General features: G+C 66.7%; 14 protein-coding genes. 2 read left to right on the forward strand and 12 right to left on the reverse strand.

All coding sequences use genetic code 11. From position 1 onward, the window contains the following. Window positions 1-270: 270 nt before the first annotated feature. The 9 genes from ACQ5SA_RS10445 to ACQ5SA_RS10485 all read right to left on the reverse strand — a co-directional run bounded on the left by ACQ5SA_RS10445 (window position 271) and on the right by ACQ5SA_RS10485 (window position 8,104). A complete protein-coding gene (locus ACQ5SA_RS10445; RefSeq protein ID WP_499314178.1) occupies window positions 271-1,917 on the reverse strand; it encodes a CsgG/HfaB family protein in 1,647 nt (548 codons plus the stop codon). Window positions 1,918-1,933: 16 nt separating this feature from the next. Continuing rightward, a complete protein-coding gene (locus ACQ5SA_RS10450; protein ID WP_499314179.1) occupies window positions 1,934-2,608 on the reverse strand; it encodes a hypothetical protein in 675 nt (224 codons plus the stop codon). An 89-nt stretch (window positions 2,609-2,697) separates the two neighbouring features. Continuing rightward, window positions 2,698-3,798 carry a hypothetical protein gene (locus ACQ5SA_RS10455; protein WP_499314180.1) on the reverse strand — a complete coding sequence of 367 codons (1,101 nt, stop codon included), beginning with the start codon at window positions 3,796-3,798 and terminating at the stop codon, window positions 2,698-2,700. Further along, the gene (locus tag ACQ5SA_RS10460; protein WP_499314181.1) at window positions 3,789-4,985 is read right to left on the reverse strand and encodes a hypothetical protein; all 1,197 of its coding nucleotides are present in this window, start codon (window positions 4,983-4,985) and stop codon (window positions 3,789-3,791) included. Before ACQ5SA_RS10460 ends, ACQ5SA_RS10455 begins: the two co-directional genes overlap by 10 nt. A 107-nt stretch (window positions 4,986-5,092) precedes the next feature. Continuing rightward, on the reverse strand, window positions 5,093-6,355 hold the full coding sequence (locus ACQ5SA_RS10465; protein ID WP_499314182.1) for an RNA polymerase sigma factor: 1,263 nt from the start codon (window positions 6,353-6,355) through the stop codon (window positions 5,093-5,095). Window positions 6,356-6,400: 45 nt separating this feature from the next. Further along, complete coding sequence (locus ACQ5SA_RS10470) at window positions 6,401-6,757, reverse strand: DUF1428 domain-containing protein (RefSeq protein WP_099821553.1); 357 nt, start codon at window positions 6,755-6,757, stop codon at window positions 6,401-6,403. A 24-nt stretch (window positions 6,758-6,781) separates the two neighbouring features. Continuing rightward, window positions 6,782-7,192: a VOC family protein gene (locus ACQ5SA_RS10475; RefSeq protein ID WP_499314183.1), complete on the reverse strand. Its 411-nt coding sequence runs from the start codon at window positions 7,190-7,192 to the stop codon at window positions 6,782-6,784. Window positions 7,193-7,225: 33 nt separating this feature from the next. After that, the gene (locus ACQ5SA_RS10480) at window positions 7,226-7,648 is read right to left on the reverse strand and encodes a VOC family protein (RefSeq protein WP_499314184.1); all 423 of its coding nucleotides are present in this window, start codon (window positions 7,646-7,648) and stop codon (window positions 7,226-7,228) included. 39 nt (window positions 7,649-7,687) lie between these two features. Next, window positions 7,688-8,104, reverse strand: coding sequence for a YciI family protein (locus ACQ5SA_RS10485; protein ID WP_165376135.1), 417 nt, complete (start codon window positions 8,102-8,104; stop codon window positions 7,688-7,690). An 802-nt stretch (window positions 8,105-8,906) separates the two neighbouring features. Here ACQ5SA_RS10485 and ACQ5SA_RS10490 point away from each other — a divergent pair. Further along, a complete protein-coding gene (locus tag ACQ5SA_RS10490) occupies window positions 8,907-9,314 on the forward strand; it encodes a YciI family protein (RefSeq protein WP_499314185.1) in 408 nt (135 codons plus the stop codon). On the opposite strand, the gene ACQ5SA_RS10495 is transcribed toward ACQ5SA_RS10490, so the two are convergent. Continuing rightward, window positions 9,292-11,376 carry a gluconolaconase gene (locus tag ACQ5SA_RS10495; RefSeq protein WP_499314186.1) on the reverse strand — a complete coding sequence of 695 codons (2,085 nt, stop codon included), beginning with the start codon at window positions 11,374-11,376 and terminating at the stop codon, window positions 9,292-9,294. The genes ACQ5SA_RS10490 and ACQ5SA_RS10495 overlap by 23 nt on opposite strands. Window positions 11,377-11,656: 280 nt before the next feature. On the opposite strand from ACQ5SA_RS10495, the gene ACQ5SA_RS10500 reads away from it, so the two are divergent. Further along, a complete protein-coding gene (locus tag ACQ5SA_RS10500; RefSeq protein WP_499314187.1) occupies window positions 11,657-13,075 on the forward strand; it encodes a hypothetical protein in 1,419 nt (472 codons plus the stop codon). Between the two features lie 7 nt (window positions 13,076-13,082). Here ACQ5SA_RS10500 and ACQ5SA_RS10505 read toward each other — a convergent pair whose 3' ends face one another. Both ACQ5SA_RS10505 and cycA read right to left on the reverse strand, forming a co-directional pair. Continuing rightward, on the reverse strand, window positions 13,083-13,859 hold the full coding sequence (locus ACQ5SA_RS10505) for a lytic transglycosylase domain-containing protein (protein WP_032975549.1): 777 nt from the start codon (window positions 13,857-13,859) through the stop codon (window positions 13,083-13,085). 371 nt (window positions 13,860-14,230) lie between these two features. Beyond that, on the reverse strand, window positions 14,231-15,604 hold the full coding sequence (cycA, locus tag ACQ5SA_RS10510) for a D-serine/D-alanine/glycine transporter (protein ID WP_499314188.1): 1,374 nt from the start codon (window positions 15,602-15,604) through the stop codon (window positions 14,231-14,233). Window positions 15,605-15,707 lie beyond the last annotated feature (103 nt).

A 15,707-nucleotide genomic window follows, 5' to 3' on the forward strand; every position in this document is an offset into this window, starting at 1 on the left:
GGGTGGGTCCGGTGGCGGGGGACGCCGTGAATCCGTCCCTGGAGGCTTGGGCGCGCCATCCATGGCGCTTACACCCCCGCAACCGGACCCACCCCGCCTTCGACAGATCTCCGCAATCTGTCGGGAGGGCATGGCCTGCTCTTGGTGGGGGTCGACCTTGGTCGACACGGTAGATCCACGCCATGCGTGGATGACCAGAAACAAGAAGGGGTCAGATCCCTTTCCCGGCGGGAAAGGGATCTGACCCCATCTGTGTGTTGCTTGGGTGTGTTACCAGTTCGGGTCTTCAGCCGGGGCGGCGGCGGGCTTGGGCTTCGGCTTGCTGGCCGGGCGCGCTGCGGCGGCCGGGGCGGCCGATGCGGTTGCGCCGGCGGCTGCCTTGGGCTTGCTGCCGAGCTTCTGACGCAGTTCGATCTGGCCCGGGCGGAAACCACCACGCATTGCGTCCACGCCCTCTTCCAGGGTGCCGTAGGAGGTCTGCGCGGCAACACGGTCGATGCGGATGGTGCAGCACGGATGCTCGCTGCGGCCGAGCGAGCGGCCCGTCTGCGGGTCCTTCAGCTCTTCGCCCAGGCGCACGGCCTGCCAGCGCTGGCCGACCTGCACGGTGTCACCGCCCTGGCTCAGCACCACCTGGTCGCCATCGACGGACACCACCGATACCGGGAACAGCGTGGTGACGATCGTGCTGCCGATCTGTCCGGACAGCGAATCCATCATCGAGGCAGCCATGCTGCGACCGTTGACCACGCGCGGCAGCGTGCTCGGGCCGGTCGAGGCCAACTGGTGGTCGAAGCTGTCGGACATCACCACCTGGCCGGTGGTGGCGTTGACCAGGCGCAGGGTGATGCGGCCGCCACCGGAGTACGAGGTCACCTGACGATCGGACATGCGCAGGTTGCGCACGCTGCGCGGGTACTCGAAACGTTCGATGGTCGGAATCAGGATCAGGTCGGTCGCCAGCTGCTGGCCAACGCGTGCGGTGTCCTGCAGGCGCACGTTGCCACTGTTGATGTGGTCGATCTCGGCCTGCAGTTCGTCGCCGAACTCGCGGTCCAGCACGATGAAGCGCTGGGTCTGGGTAAGCGTGTCGGACAGCCGCGCGCGGATCGCCTGGGCGACCTCGTCGGCATTCACCCGGCCATCGCCAACGGCATAGCTGCCCGACTTGGTACGCGGCAGGGCCACCACGATCTTCGGCTTGCCTTCTTCATCCGGTGCACGGTACTGGGCAATCTGCGCGCGGACACGCACCTTCCAGTAGCTGCGCATGCTGCGCCGGGTGACATCCGAATCGAAGGAGCTGGCACCGCGCTTGGCGTCGACCTTCACCTGTTCTTCGTAGTTTTCCTTGACGCTGGCTGACGCCGAGCCGCCCTTGGCCGAGGCTTCGCCGGAGGCGCTGGCCGAGGCCGAACCCTTGAAGTTCCAGCCTTCGTCGCTGGCACGCACGCGGGCGATGGTTTCTTCGTCGAGCTGGCTGACTTCATCCTGCGAGAGGATTTCATAGCCCAGCACCGCGCCCTGCGAGCCGGCAATCATCTGCTGGGAGAACGCGTCGGCGCGGATATCGCCGACGTGTTCACCGTCCACGTCCACATGCAGGCCTGCGCGCAGGCTCTGCATCTGGCTGGCCACGCGTACGCCGTTGACCTGGGCCACGGCCGACTGCAATGCCGCCAGCACCGCCAGTTCCGGGGTGCTGCCGATACCGTCGGCTTCACGCGCGACCTGGGTGGTGCCGCCGAAATCCGGCGTACCACGCAGGGGCGCTTCCTGCACCGGCGCATTGCTGGCCAGTGCACTGGCGGCCTTGTCCTTGGCGGGTGCGGCTTCTGCCGGTGCATCCTGCTTGCCGCAGGCTGCCAGCAGGGCCGCTACCAGGCCCAGGCCGATCAATCGAGTCGTCGTACGCATGCGGAGTGGCCTCGTATCAGAGCGAATCCAGCATCGAATCGGCGTTGGACGGCACCTTCACCTTGCTCTTCTTGGCGAAGGTCACGGCCGACTTGGTCGAGCCGTACAGGCCCTTGATGAAGCCCGGCGATTCCTTGGCAACCCAGGCACCGGCGGCCAGCTTGCGGCCAACGGTGGCCATCTGGGTGGCGCCCAGGTTCTTCATGCCGGCCGCAAAGCCGCTGGCTTCGCCGCTCAGCTTCTGGGCTTCGGCAGCCGAGGACAGCAGCGAGACCAGGCCTTCGGCGTAGTGCTGCTTGGATTCAGCGTTCAGTTCCGGCTGTGCGGCCTGGCGCTCGTCGATGGCAGCCTGTGCGGCCTGGCTGACCGAGACCGACTTCTTCATCGCATCAACGTTCACCGAACCCGACGACAGTGCCTGGCGCTCGGCTTCCAGCAGCTGCACCTGCTCGGCCAGGCCGAAGGCGCGGGCGAAGGAGGTCTGGGCCTGCAGCGAGTGCGACTGCGAGCTGACGAAACGACGGACCAGCGCTTCCTGCGCGGCTTCGTCCGGGGCGGCAGCGCTGGCGCTGCTGCTGGAGGTGCCGGTAGCGGCGCCAGCGATGTCCTTCAGCTTGCCGAACTGGGCGTGCGCCGGCATCGACAGGGTAGCGGCCGCGATGGCAACGACGAGAGCGGTAGTGCGGATCATGGAAGATTCCTTTGGGAGAGACGGCCGCGATGCGGCACGCAAAAAATGGGAAGCAGAGCGGTGCCGGGCAGGCCCGGCACCCACCAACGTCAGCGGACCGCCTTGACGTTCAGCTCGTTGATCATCTGCTGGGCAGCCTTTTCGGCAGCCAGCTGCAGCGCATTGGTGCGGGCGACGGTTTCGTTCGGGCCGGTACCGGAGAACTGCACCGGACCCACCGACGACACGGTGCGCGGGAAGCGACCGGTCACGTCCAGCACCTTGCCGGTGACAGTGACGAACACGCGGGTGTTGCCGCTGGCCGGATCACGGTCGCGCATGCCGACGTCGAGGGTGCCGACGGCGATGTACGGGATGTTCGCCGCGCGGATGCCGTTGGCGGTATCGCGCAGGGTGGCCGGGGACAGATCGTTGCCAGTGCTGAAGTCCTTGCGGATGCGCTCGATGCTGAGCAGGCCGCGCGATTCGCCTTCCACGTATTCGGCTTCAACCACTTCGTAGCCGGCGGCGCTGAAGGCACCGGTCATGGCGGTGTTGACTTCGGCGGCGTTGGCCACCTTCCAGCTGATGTTGTCGCTGCGCGCGGTGGTGCTGCCGCCGCTGGTGACCGACACCGAGCCGTTCTGGTTGATGCTGCCGTTGGTGCTGACCGAGTTGCCGCGGAAGCTGTCGCCTTCACGGGTGTTCTCGTTGTAGCTGCTGCTGGCATCGACGCGGCGGTATTCCTTGTCCTGGAACGACTGCACGGTATCCTGCGAGCGCGCCATGAACAGGAAGGTCAGCAGCGAGCGCTGTGCGGCGGTCGCACCGGCCACGGCCGAACCCGCATCCAGCTTGGTCTGCAGCAGGGTGGTGTTGATTTCGGCGCGGACGGTGACGCTGTAGGTCTTGGCCTTCTTGTCTTCGTTGTCCGACAGCGGCACGGCGCTGAGCACGTAGCGATCGATTTCACCAAGGAACTCGGCGCGGCGCGATTCGAACAGGCGCAGCTTGGCTGCACCGGATTCGGCGATGTACGCCTCCAGTGCATTGGCCTTGGCCTTGTTCAGAGCCTGGGCACGGGTATCGGCGCTCAAGCGCAGGCTGTAGCTGGCCGAACCGGTACCGCGCGAGCTGGCGGTCTGCGCGGCGACCGGCGAGGCCACCGCCAGGGCGATGAGGATGAGCAGGATGGTACGCATCAGCGACATGATTTGATCAACTCCTGGAGGGCTTGGGTCTGTTGCTGCAACGGGCGTCCGCCCGGCTTCTGCTCGTCCAGCCAGGCGCGCGAATCGGCACGCTTGGCGGCGGCGCCGGCGAAGGCATCGAAGCCGGCCAGCAGGGTTTCGTAGCTGGCCGACCACTGGTCGACCTGCCACTGCGTGACCGGCACCACCTTGGTGGCGCCCTTGCGCAGCGGTTGTTCGAAGTACACCTTGCCGGAGAACGGCTCAGTGACCTTGGCAGTGAAGAAGGCGCCGAACAGCATCGTCTTCATCGCCGGGGTTTCATTGATGACGCCGTTCTTCAGCGCATCCACCTGCAGGCTGATGACGTAGTCCGCTTCGGGGATCTTCAGCTGGTAGACCTTGCCGTCGGCAAAGCGCGCGGCCATGGCTCCGCCGATCACCTGGCCCGAGGCCGGCGGCAGCAGGCCGACACCGGTATTGGACGACAGCGTCTTGGACAGTTCATGGGCCAGCGTGGCACGCAGCGGACCGGCCCACTTCGGGTCGGGCAGCTTGGCCAGCGCGGCATCGGACAAGGTCACCGCACCCACCTGCAGGCGACGCGTGGCCGCTTCCGGCAGCTTGGCCTGGGCCAGGGTCGTTGCCAGCACCTGCGACAGGCTGGTGTCGGCACCGCCGTACAGCAGATCGGCGACGATCGCGTCGATATCGTCGCTGTCCGGGCGGTACTCCTGCACGTCGATACGCTGCAGGGTAAGCGGATAGGAGGCGATCACCTGGCGCTCGCGGAAATCGAAGAACAGCGCCTGCAGGGCCACTTCCACCAGCACCTTGTACTGGCCGCCGATCGGTTCGACCGACACCAGTTCGCGGTCCAGCGCGGCGGCCAGGACCACGGCACTGGTGGTGCCGTCGAGCATCGCCACCGGCTGGTCGATCAGTTCCAGGTTGGCCGGCGCGCGGCGCTTGAGCGCCTGTGCCAGGGTCTGGTTGAGCGGGATCAGGCCACGCTTTTCCAGCACGGCATGCGCATGCGGGGTGGTCGCCTGCACGGCGGCGGCGTCAGCGGTATAGGCAAAACCGGCCCAGTAGGCCTGCTGCGATTTGTCTGCGGCCTGGCTGGCCAACGGCCATACGGCCAGGCACAGGGCATAGGCAAGCAGGCGCGCAAAAGCGCGCGGTGCGCTCTTCGTCCTTGAAAACATCCAACCGCTCCTCGGTCATGACACACGAAAGACAGGCGTGAACACGCCCGCTGGGCGCGAAACATAGCCGCTCCGGGGCAAACCGACAAGTGCTGACCTTGTCGGCTTCAATTTTCCGGCGGCAGGCCGGCCCGTCGCCGCAGCAGGGTCCGCTCTGCCTGGTTCTGGCTGAGGCTCGCCGCAGAGGCAAATGCGTCGCGGGCGTCTTGATCCCGCCCCAGCTGCTGCAACAGCTCACCACGCACCACCATCAGCGGCGCATACCCGTGCAGTCGAGGCTCGTCCAGCAAGGGCTGCAACAGCGCCCACGCCGCGAACGCGCCTTCGCTGCGCGACACGGCCACCACCCGGTTCAACGCCACCACCGGCGACGGCATCACCTGCAGCAACCTTGCGTACAGTGCGGCGATACGCGCCCAGTCAGTGTCTTCGGCGCGGCGCGCACTGGCATGGCAGAAGGCGATTCGCGCCTGCAATACATACGGATCATCGCCGCCCCCCGCCGACACCGCGCGCGTCAGTGCCTGCTGGCCGCGTTCGATCTGCAGCCAGTCCCAGTGCGCCCGGTTCTGCTGGTCCAGCAGGATCGGCGCGCCCTGCGCATCCACCCGTGCCGCCGCGCGCGATGCCTGCAGTTCCATCAGCGCCAACAGACCAAGCACCGGCGGCGCCGGCATTCGATGGGCGAGGATGCGTGCCAGCCGCAGCGCCTCGGCACACAATGCCGGTCGCATCCAGTCGTCGCCCGCACTGGCCGCATAGCCTTCGTTGAACACCAGGTAGATCGCCTCCAGCACCGACGCCAGTCGCTCCGGCAATGCATCGGCACGCGGCACTTCATAGGGCACCTGCTTCTGCGCCAACGTACGCTTGGCACGCACGATGCGCTGGGCGATGGTCGGCTCCGGCTGCAGGAATGCGCGGGCGATCTCGATCGTGGTCAGCCCGCCCAGCAGGCGCAGGGTCAGCGCCACTCGCGCGTCGGCAGGCAGCACCGGATGACAAGCCACGAACATAAGCCGCAGCAGGTCATCGCCGATGTCATCTTCCAGGGCCTGGCTGTCGTCGGGCGCAGGCAATGCGGCCGGATGCAGTTCCTCTCCCCATTGCGCATGCTGCTGCGCCACCCGCTGGTGCTGGCGCAGCACATCGATGGCACGGTTGCGCGCGGTGGTCATCAGCCAGGCTCCGGGATTGTCCGGGATGCCCTGCACCGGCCAACGCTCCAGCGCGGCCAGCCAGGTGTCCTGGGCCAGCTCTTCGGCACGGCCGACATCACCGCCGAGCAGCCGCGCCAGGCGCGCGATCAACACTGGCGATTCCATCCGCCAGAGGGTGTCCAGGCGCTGACTCAGGGCGGGCTCGTGCATGCGCCGATCACAGCATGCGGGCCCGGCCTGCACAAGCACCGGCGTTCACGCGTCCACGATCGGCTTGAAGCCGCCCCAGAACATGCGCTTGGTATCGAACGGCATGTCCTTGGGACCGATATGCGCCAGCCGCGGGTCGGCCATCACCTTCTTGTTGATGCGATCACGCGCCGCGCGCGTGCGGAACACCACGAAGGCCACGATCACCGTTTCTCCCGGCTTGAGCTTCACCGCCTGCGGGAACGACGTCGATTTCCCGGGCTGCACGTCATCGGCCACACATTCCATGTACTGCAGCGCGCCATGGTCCTTCCACACCGCGCCGGCCTGGCGGGCAAGGCGGCGATAGGCCGCCACCTTGTCCTGCGGGCACGGCAGCACGTAAGCATCCACGTAAGCCATGGGGATTCTCCCTGCGGCGACCGGTCAGCCCGGCTCGCCGTCCATGTGTGCGATTTCCCAGAGATGCCCATCCAGGTCCTGGAAGCCGCGCTGGTACATGAAGCCATAATCGCGCGCCGGCTGCGGTTCGCTGGCACCGGCGGCCAGCGCCTTGCCCACCATGGTGTCCACCGCCGTGCGGCTGTCGGCCGACAGGCAGGTGATCACTTCGGTATGCGTGTGCGAATCGGCGATGTCCTTGGCTGTGAACTGCTGGAAGAACGGCTTGACCAGCAGCATCACGAAGATGCTCTCGCTGACCACCATGCAGGCGGCGTTCTCATCGGTGAAAGCCGGGTTGAAGCTGTAGCCCAGCGCGGCGAAGAACGTCTTGGCTTTTTCCAGATCCTGCACGGGCAGGTTGACGAAGATCATCTGCGGTTGCGGTGCGCTCATCGGTGCGATTCCTTGCGGTAGAGGGAAGAAGGATCAGGGCTGCTTCATGCAGTTGACCATCCACGGCTTGCCGTAGCGGTCGGTCAACATGCCCCAGCGATGGGCCCAGAAGGTTTCGGCGATCGGCATCTGCACCTGGCCGCCCTCGGCCAGCGCCGCGAACACGCGTTCGGCTTCTTCAATGCTGTCCACGTCGACGTTGATGGTGGTCGAACCACCCTCGCCGCCGCCGGGGCCATCGGCCGCCATCACGATCGCGCTGCCGATCTCCAACTGGCTGTGGGCCACATGGTCGAGCGTGTCGGCCGGCATCTCATTGCAGCCCGGCGAACCGTCGGACGGCGGCATGTCGCGGTACTTCATTTCCGACGTGACCTGACCGCCGAGTGCCTTGGCATAGAACGCCATTGCGTCGTGGGCCTGGCCGTTGAAGCCGAGGAAGGGAATCAGTTTCATGGGAATGCTCCGTTGATTGGGATGAATGCGCGGCCGTGCTCAAGCGCGGTCGAGCTGCTCACGCAGACGCTGTTCCTGCTGCTGTAATTCAGGGGTGAAGGCTTCGCCGAAGTCCTCGGCCGAGATCAACGGGCGCAGTTCCAGCGCACCGCCCGCACTGAAGGGTGCACGGCTGGCCCATTCGATGGCCTCGTCCAACGAGCGCACCTCCCACAGCCAGAACCCGGCGATCTGCTCGCCGGCCGGGCCGAACGGGCCGGTCTCGACCCGCGGCGCACCGCTGCCGAAATGAATGCGCCGGCCGCGCTGGGTGGCATGCAGGCCTTCCCCGGCGAGCATGATGCCGGCGGCCACCAGTTGTTCGTTGTAGGCGCCCATGGCGGCCAGTTCCTGTTCGCTGGGCATGCGCCCGGCTTCGGAATCGGCGTTGGCTTTGACGATCACCATCACTTTCATTGCGGTCTCCGCTGGGCTGCGGGTGCGTGCCCTTCCCTCTTACAACGAATCGGGGACGCGAGGATCGACACCGTCGTGCGGATTATTTTTCCTGCGGAGAGCGCGCCTTCGGCGGGGATCGGCGAACGGCGGGGCCCCTCCGTGGTGGCGGTTGGTCGTGAAGAGCTGCATCTCTGCGGGTTGGCCGGGCGGGTGGGCTGCGCAGGGGACGCCGTGAATACGTCCCTGTAGGCTCGGGCGCGCCATCCATGGCGCTTACGCCCCTGCGCAACCCACCCGCCCGGCCACGGACAGGTTCCTGCGGCGTCCACCACGGGAAGATCAGGAAAAAAGGCAACAGCAACAGCACTGGGCTGGCTGCCTTGGCTTTGCGAGCGAAGCGACCCGCTTTTGCTGAAGCGACCCGCTTTTGCTCTTGCTTGTGATTTCCCGTGGTGGTGCGGCCACCGGAATCTTTCTGGGGCTGGGCGGGTGGGGTTGGCGGGGTATCCGCGCCATGGATGGCGCGGCTAAGCCTCCAGGGGTGAGGGCGCTTTGCTTGCGAAGCACTGCTTCGCAAGCGCCCGAACGCACAGCCGCCAGCGGCTGGGCCGGTCTGGGGATTCACGGCGTCCCCTGCGCAGCCCACCCGCCCGGCCAACCCACAGAGATGCAGCTCTTCACGACCAACCCCACCACGGAGGGGCCCCGCCGTTCGCCGATCCCCGCCGAAGGCGCGCTTCCCGCTCTGCCTTTCGCAGTGCAGCATGCCCCCGCGCAAACCTGCGCGATCATGGACCCCCGCCCCCGCCAGGAGTCCGCCATGCAGCAGTACCTGCTTCTGATCTACATCGACCCGTCACTGCTGCGCACACTGCCCATCGACGACTTCAATACGTTGATGCGCGACTGCCTCGCCCATGCCGATAAACTGCAGGCCCAGGGCACGTTGCTGGCCGCGCAGAAACTGCAGCCGATCGAATCGGCGCAGACTCTGCGCGTGCGCGATGGCCACAGCCGGGTGCTCGATGGTCCCTTCGCCGAAACCCGCGAACTGCTGGCCGGCTTCAACCTGATCGTCGCCCGTGACCGAGATGAGGCGATGCGTATCGCACAGGGGTTCCCGTGGGCACGCTTCGGCAGCATCGAGGTGCGGCCGCTGGAAGACATGGACGCCGAGCGCGAACGCTGCGGCGCCCCCGCTGCGGCTATGGCAGCAGCCGTACCCTGATCTCGCGCGGGCCTACGCCTTCGTTGCCGCTGTAGTCGCGCGCACTGGCACGCACGATGTACTCGCCCGGCGGCAACGCCGCCGGCTGCCAGCGACCGGTTTCCATCAGGCCATCGCGCACGGTGTTGGTCACCAGATAACGGAAGCGGGTGACTGCACTGCCATGCACGGTAATGCCACTGTCCGGTGCATAGGCCACTTTCACCGCCTGCTTCTGCGGCGGCATGCGGTTGAAGACGATGTTCCAGCGCGGCTGCTCGTAGCCCTGCAGCGGCTGCCCGGCGGCATCCAGGATCTGGTAGCCCACCTGGTACGGCCCCAGCCGACGACGCGGCAGGTTGTTGTCCACCTGGTCCCAGGCTTCCACCACGATCTGCACGCCGCGTCCCTGTCGGGCCAGCATCACCACGCCGTCGGTACCAGCAGCCAGCGGCTGGTCGTTGTCGTCCAGCAGCGCCACCTCGGTGATGCGCGGTGCGAAGTGGTCCGCGTAATCCTTGAATCCCAGCGCCACTGCATTGGTCTCGAAACCACCATTGCCCACGGCCAGGTGCACATGCGCCTGGCTGTTGATGCTGCCCAGACGGTCGCCTACGTGGATGCGCGTACCACGACGCACGCGGATGCGCTCCAGCGTGCCGTCTTCGGCGTACAGCGGCTGCCAGCGCGCGTCGAACGGTTCGCCACGTGGCGTACGACCGACACGCATGTGGATGTACTTCAACCGGTCCACGGCCAAGCCCTCAGCCTGCCCGCCCAGGCTCCACGCGGCAATCGGGCTGCTGATCTTGCCCTCGGCAATCGCCAGCACGGTCTGGCCGACATCGCCGCGCACATCGAAGCCGCCGTGCAGGTGGTGGCGGCTCTCGCCCTGGAAGGTGCCGCGCACTTCGCCGAGCGTGCCAACCACTTCATGCCAGCCGTCCTGTGGTGCCAGTGGCCAGCGCCCACCACTGTCCGGCAGCGCCGCGTCGGAGGCCGGGCCCACCAGCGCCGGTGCGGGCAGTTCACCCACCGGCAGCGGGCGCAGGCGATGCAGGCGATAACTTGCGGAGTCGGCCACCAGCAGGGCGCCGTCGGCCTCCACGGCCAGGCCGCTGGGCCGCGCCAGTCGCGGCAGGCGGTCATTGCCCAGCAGCGCCAGTTGATGGCCCTGCGGGGTCACCTGCACGATGCGCCCGTCCAGGTCACCTACATACAGCACACCGTCATGCGTAGTGGCCAGTGACAGCGGGCCGTTGATGACCTCCCCCTTGCCGACTGCGGTACTGACCGTGCCATCGGTGCCGACGCGGCGGATCGCGTTGTTGAACAGATCGGCCACCAGCAGTGCGCCGTGCGCGTCGAAGGCCAGCGCCACCGGCGTATCGAAGCGGGCGTCGACACCCGGCGCGTCGGCGAAGCCCGGGCGGTCGCCGCCCGCCAGCGTACGCACGTTGCCATCGGTACCGATCACCCGGATGCGGTCGTTCCAGGTATCGGCCACATAGACCTGTCCCTGCGCATCCACGGCAATGCCCATCGGCCCATCGAAACGCGCCTGTGCAGCGGGACCATCGGCGAAGCCCTGCTGGCCTCCGGCCAGCGTGGTCACCTGTCCGTCGGTGCTGATGCGCCGGATCGCGTGATTGCCGGTGTCGGCCACATATAGATTTCCCTGCGCATCGGCGGCAATGCCCGAAGGGGTGTTGAAACTTGCCTGCAGGGCAGGCCCATCAACACGTCCCTCGCCCTGCCCCGCTACCGTTTCAATACGGCCATCGGGCAGGCGGCGGCGGATGCGGTTGTTGTCACCGGCATCGGTGAAGTAGACGCTGCCATCGGCACTGCCCAGCAGCGCGTAAGGGTCGGCGAAGCGTGCCTGCGCCGAGGCGCCATCGCGATCACCCGGATGACCGTCGCCGGCCAGCAGTTCGATCTGTGCGGTCCACGCCAGCGGCGTCGGTACAGGGCCAGCCGGCGCCTGCGGGCCGGACGCGGGAAATTCCCACCAGGTTGCCGCCAGGGCCACCGCTGTTGCCACCACCACCGCACCCACCGCCATCCCTTGCCACCGCGCCATCGTTCCGTTTGCCTGTGCTTGCATGAAGAGGCACGAACGATAATCGCTGCGCCCGTGCAGCGCCATGGCCGATGGTCAGGGCCGATGGTCAGGGCAATCTCACGGCGCTTGTCCTGCGCTGCCACAGCAGGTTCAATGTCCGCTCCATGGACGGAGGCCCACCATGCCCCGCTGTACCCCACTCTTCGCGCTGCTGTTTGCCGCGCTGACCAGCACAACCGCGTCGGCGAATGTGCCGCGGACACCCGCTTCTCCTTCGCAGCCCTCATCCGATGTAACGATGAATGCTGCGCATGCTGCGTACGCGCAGCAGTGGGATACGGCCATCGAGCAGTCGCGCAGCGGCAATACGCTGGCGGCGCTGATCGCCATGGAACGGCTGATGGACAGCCCGCTGCTGGCCGACTTCGATGCCGAACGCCGCGGCCGCGCCGCGCAGTTTGCCGGCTGGACGGCAGCCATGCAGAAGCAACCCGCGCTGGCACGGCGCTATCTGCAGCAGGCGCTGCAGGCGTTGCCGGGCGATGCAAGCATCCTGACCACGCTGGTGTCGCTGGATCTCAACGATGACCAACCCGCAGCGGCGGTCGAGCATCTGACACAGGCGCTGGCACGTGCCGACAGCCCGCTGGCGATCGACCACCACACCATCAGCTACCTGCAGTACCACCTGCGCGAGCAGCCCACGCAGCGCATGGCGCTGCTGCAGGCGCTGTTCGACAACGCATGGAAGAGCGGCGGCAGCGAACCCACCGGGCTGTGGCTGGAGTTGGCCACGCTGCAGGCCGACAACGGGCGCGGCGATGCCATCCCGACCACACTGGCCCGCATCGATACCCCAGCCGAACTGATCCGTCTGCGCAGCGACAAGCGCTTCGACCGTTATGTGGACCGCCGCGATGTCCGCTTCGATCCGGTCAAGGCCGCGCAGGTCCATCTGGACACGCTGCGTGTATCCGGCCTGCTGGATCGCGTTCTGGACGCACGCCTGGTGGATTTCAGCAGCACGCTGCTGATGCTTGATCGCAACGAGGAAGTCCTGGCGCTGACCGATACGCTGGCCGAGGCCGCCGCAGAAGGGCAATCGCCCCCCGCCGCAGAAGCGGAATGGCTGGCGTGGCTGCTCAACAGCCGCATCGCCGCGCTGCGCCGCTTGGGCCGTACTGATGAGGCGCTGGCGACAGCGAAGCTGGCAGCCCGCATCGGCGCACTCGGGCCGGATGGCCTGGAGCACCAGATGAACGTGTCCTTCGTGCTCGGCTCACTCGGCAAGACGCAGGAAGCAGAGGCCGCGATGGACACATTGACCGGCCTCAGCAGCTATGGCCAGGCCGCACAGGCCTTGGTCCATTTCGCCGCTGCCCGCCAGCGCGGTGATGCCAGCGCTGCCGCCGCCGCACGTGCGGTCATCGTCGCCCAGCGTAAGGACGCGCGCCTGTTCTACCGCGAGATGCTGTTGGAAGAAGGTGATCTGGATGCTGCCGCAGGCGTGCTGATCGAACAGCTGCGCTCGCCGCTGGAACGCAGCGACGCGCTGGCCAGCCTGCAGGACATGCGCGTGTATCCCTCGTTGCCGGGCGATGTACGCATCGATGCCGCCTGGCGCGAACTCAAGCAGCGTGCCGACGTGCAGGCCGAAGTCTCGCGTGTCGGTCGCATCGAGCATTACGACCTGGTGGGCAGCGCCACGTCGCGCTGAGTACCGGTTACTTCGCCGGCACTTCGATGCGGATGCCCATCGCCTCGCGATAGCGGGTGTACAGGGCCATCACCTTGTCCACGTAGGCCAGGGTTTCGGCATAAGGTGGCACGCCCTTGTAGCGCGCCACCGCACCGATGCCGGCGTTGTAGGCCGCCGCCGCCAGAGGACGGTCGCCGTTGTAGCGACGCAGCAGCGCGCGCATGTAGCGGGCGCCGCCGTCGATGGACTGCTGCGGCGAGAACGGGTCGCGCACGCCGTATTCCAGTGCGGTATCCGGCATCAGCTGCATCACGCCCTGCGCGCCCTTGCTGGACACCGCCAGTGCGTCGAAATTGCTTTCCGCGTGTGCGATCGCCCGCAACCAGGCATCGTCCACGCCGGTGGCCTTGGCCGCTGCCTTGAACTGTTTCGCGTGCTGGGCCAGCTGGGGCTTGCCGACCTTGCCCAGGCCTTCATGCGCAGGTTCGCCCGGCGGTGTGGCCACGGTGAACTTCAGGAATACGCGCGAACCGGGCAGGTTGCGGGTGGAGTAGACCAGCTTGCCGTCCTGTTCGCGCTCGTACAGCACGCCACTGAACACACCCATGTTTCCCCACAGGTTGGGGGTCTGCACGGCGCTGTCGTCGATCTCCTTCGGCGTGCAGCGCGAGCCGGGCTCGGGTGCGGTGGCGAGGCTGACCGTATTTCCCTGTACGCAGCGATAGACCGTGCGCGCAGCGGCCAGCCCTGGCCATAGGCCAGACAGCAGCAACAGCGCGACGAGGGCGGGACGGAGGGACATGGCGGCCGGATGATCCGGCGGCGGCCGCTAACAATGAGTGAATGGGGGTTTGGCCGGGCGGCGCCCGGCACCCGCAGAGGCAACGGCAACGGCAACGGCAACCTCAACAGCAACAGCAACGGCGGGCTATCCGTGGGATGGCGGGGTGGGTCCGGTTGCGGGGGACGCCGTAAACCCGTCCATGGGGGCTTGGGCGCGCCATCCATGGCGCTTACACCCCCGCAACCGGACCCACCCCGCCTTCGACAAATTTCCGCGACCTGCCGGAATGGCATGGCCTGCTCTTGCTGGGTGTCGACCACGCGGCTGTTGGTGGGTGTCGACCTTGGTCGACACATGGATCCACGCCATGCGTGGATGGGTCTTCCCGACTAGCGCGCCATCTTCCGCCGCAGCCAATAGCCGGCGCCCAGCAGCACGAACCATGCGGGGCTGGCCACCAAGGCCTGGCGGGTGTCGGCCTGCAGGCTCAGCAGGACCAGCACGGCGGCGAAGAAGATCAGACAGGCCCAGCACATCACCACGCCACCGGGCATCTTGAAGATCGAGGCCGCGTGGCGTTCTGGGTAGCGACGGCGGTAGACCATGTAGGCCACCAGGATCAGCGACCAGACGAAGATGAACAACACCGTCGCCAGGGTCGTCACCAGGGTAAAGGCGGTCACCAGATTGGGGATCAGGTAGATCAGCAGGGTGCCGCCCAGCAGGCACAGGCAGGAGAACAGCAGGCCCCGTGCCGGCACCGCTGCGCGCGAGAGCTTGGACAGGCCGCGCGGTGCATGGCCTTCCTCGGCCAGGCCGAACAGCATGCGGCTGGTGGAGAAGATGCCGCTGTTGGCCGAGGACGTGGCCGAGGTCAGCACCACGAAGTTGATCAGGCTGGCGGCGGCGGGAATGCCGGCCAGCACGAACAGCTGCACGAACGGGCTCTTGTCCGGCACCACCTGGCGCCATGGGGTGACCGCCATGATCGCGATCAGCGCCAGCACGTAGAAGATGATGATGCGCACGGGGATCGAATTGATCGCCTTGGGCAGGTTGCGCTCCGGGTCGGCCGTTTCCGCAGCGGTGGTACCCACCAGTTCGATGCCGACGAAGGCGAACACCGCGATCTGGAAACCGGCGAAGAAGCCGACCAGGCCCATCGGGAACATGCCGCCGTCATTCCACAGGTTGGACAGCGATGCGGTATGTCCACTGGGCGAAGTGAAGCCCCACGCCACCAGCCCGGCACCAGTGATGATCAGCGCACAGATCGCCACGATCTTGATCAGCGCGAACCAGAATTCCATTTCGCCGAACAGTTTCACTGTCACCAGATTCAAGGCCAGCAACAGCATCACGCAGGCCAGCGCTGGTATCCACGCCTCCAGCCCGGGGAACCAGAACTGCGCATAGGCGGCGATGGCGATCACATCGGCGATGGCGGTGACGATCCAGCAGAACCAGTACGTCCACCCGCAGAAGAACCCGGCCCACGGCCCGAGCAGGTCGGTGGAGAAATCGATGAAGGATTTGTACTGCAGGTTGGACAGCAGCAGCTCGCCCATCGCCCGCATCACGAAGAACAGCATCGCGCCGATGATCAGGTAGACGAACACGATGGAGGGGCCGGCCAGGCTGATGGTCTTGCCCGAGCCCATGAACAGGCCGGTGCCGATGGCACCGCCGATGGCGATCAGTTGCAGGTGGCGGTTGGACAGGCTGCGGCGCAGGTGCTCGGGAGGCGTGGCGGGCTCGGTCATGGGCGCGGGAAGAGGCGGGCGAAGCAGTCGACGGTAGTCCTCCCGCTGCCACAACGCCAGCGCCGGACGGCCCGAACCGTCAGCAAGTGTCACTTTCACCACA

It is taken from the genome of Stenotrophomonas indicatrix (assembly GCF_050573115.1).
Lineage (GTDB): Bacteria > Pseudomonadota > Gammaproteobacteria > Xanthomonadales > Xanthomonadaceae > Stenotrophomonas > Stenotrophomonas lactitubi_A.

What these genes read in the sequence shown, in the direction of transcription:
- ACQ5SA_RS10495 (WP_499314186.1), bottom strand. Translation starts at nt 11,376, where the DNA reads ATGGCGCGGTGGCAAGGGATGGCGGTGGGTGCGGTGGTGGTGGCAACA.
- ACQ5SA_RS10485 (WP_165376135.1), bottom strand. Translation starts at nt 8,104, where the DNA reads ATGAAAGTGATGGTGATCGTCAAAGCCAACGCCGATTCCGAAGCCGGG.
- ACQ5SA_RS10490 (WP_499314185.1), top strand. Translation starts at nt 8,907, where the DNA reads ATGCAGCAGTACCTGCTTCTGATCTACATCGACCCGTCACTGCTGCGC.
- ACQ5SA_RS10460 (WP_499314181.1), bottom strand. Translation starts at nt 4,985, where the DNA reads ATGTTTTCAAGGACGAAGAGCGCACCGCGCGCTTTTGCGCGCCTGCTT.
- ACQ5SA_RS10445 (WP_499314178.1), bottom strand. Translation starts at nt 1,917, where the DNA reads ATGCGTACGACGACTCGATTGATCGGCCTGGGCCTGGTAGCGGCCCTG.
- ACQ5SA_RS10505 (WP_032975549.1), bottom strand. Translation starts at nt 13,859, where the DNA reads ATGTCCCTCCGTCCCGCCCTCGTCGCGCTGTTGCTGCTGTCTGGCCTA.
- ACQ5SA_RS10475 (WP_499314183.1), bottom strand. Translation starts at nt 7,192, where the DNA reads ATGAGCGCACCGCAACCGCAGATGATCTTCGTCAACCTGCCCGTGCAG.
- ACQ5SA_RS10450 (WP_499314179.1), bottom strand. Translation starts at nt 2,608, where the DNA reads ATGATCCGCACTACCGCTCTCGTCGTTGCCATCGCGGCCGCTACCCTG.
- ACQ5SA_RS10500 (WP_499314187.1), top strand. Translation starts at nt 11,657, where the DNA reads ATGAATGCTGCGCATGCTGCGTACGCGCAGCAGTGGGATACGGCCATC.
- ACQ5SA_RS10465 (WP_499314182.1), bottom strand. Translation starts at nt 6,355, where the DNA reads ATGCACGAGCCCGCCCTGAGTCAGCGCCTGGACACCCTCTGGCGGATG.
- ACQ5SA_RS10455 (WP_499314180.1), bottom strand. Translation starts at nt 3,798, where the DNA reads ATGTCGCTGATGCGTACCATCCTGCTCATCCTCATCGCCCTGGCGGTG.
- cycA (WP_499314188.1), bottom strand. Translation starts at nt 15,604, where the DNA reads ATGACCGAGCCCGCCACGCCTCCCGAGCACCTGCGCCGCAGCCTGTCC.
- ACQ5SA_RS10480 (WP_499314184.1), bottom strand. Translation starts at nt 7,648, where the DNA reads ATGAAACTGATTCCCTTCCTCGGCTTCAACGGCCAGGCCCACGACGCA.
- ACQ5SA_RS10470 (WP_099821553.1), bottom strand. Translation starts at nt 6,757, where the DNA reads ATGGCTTACGTGGATGCTTACGTGCTGCCGTGCCCGCAGGACAAGGTG.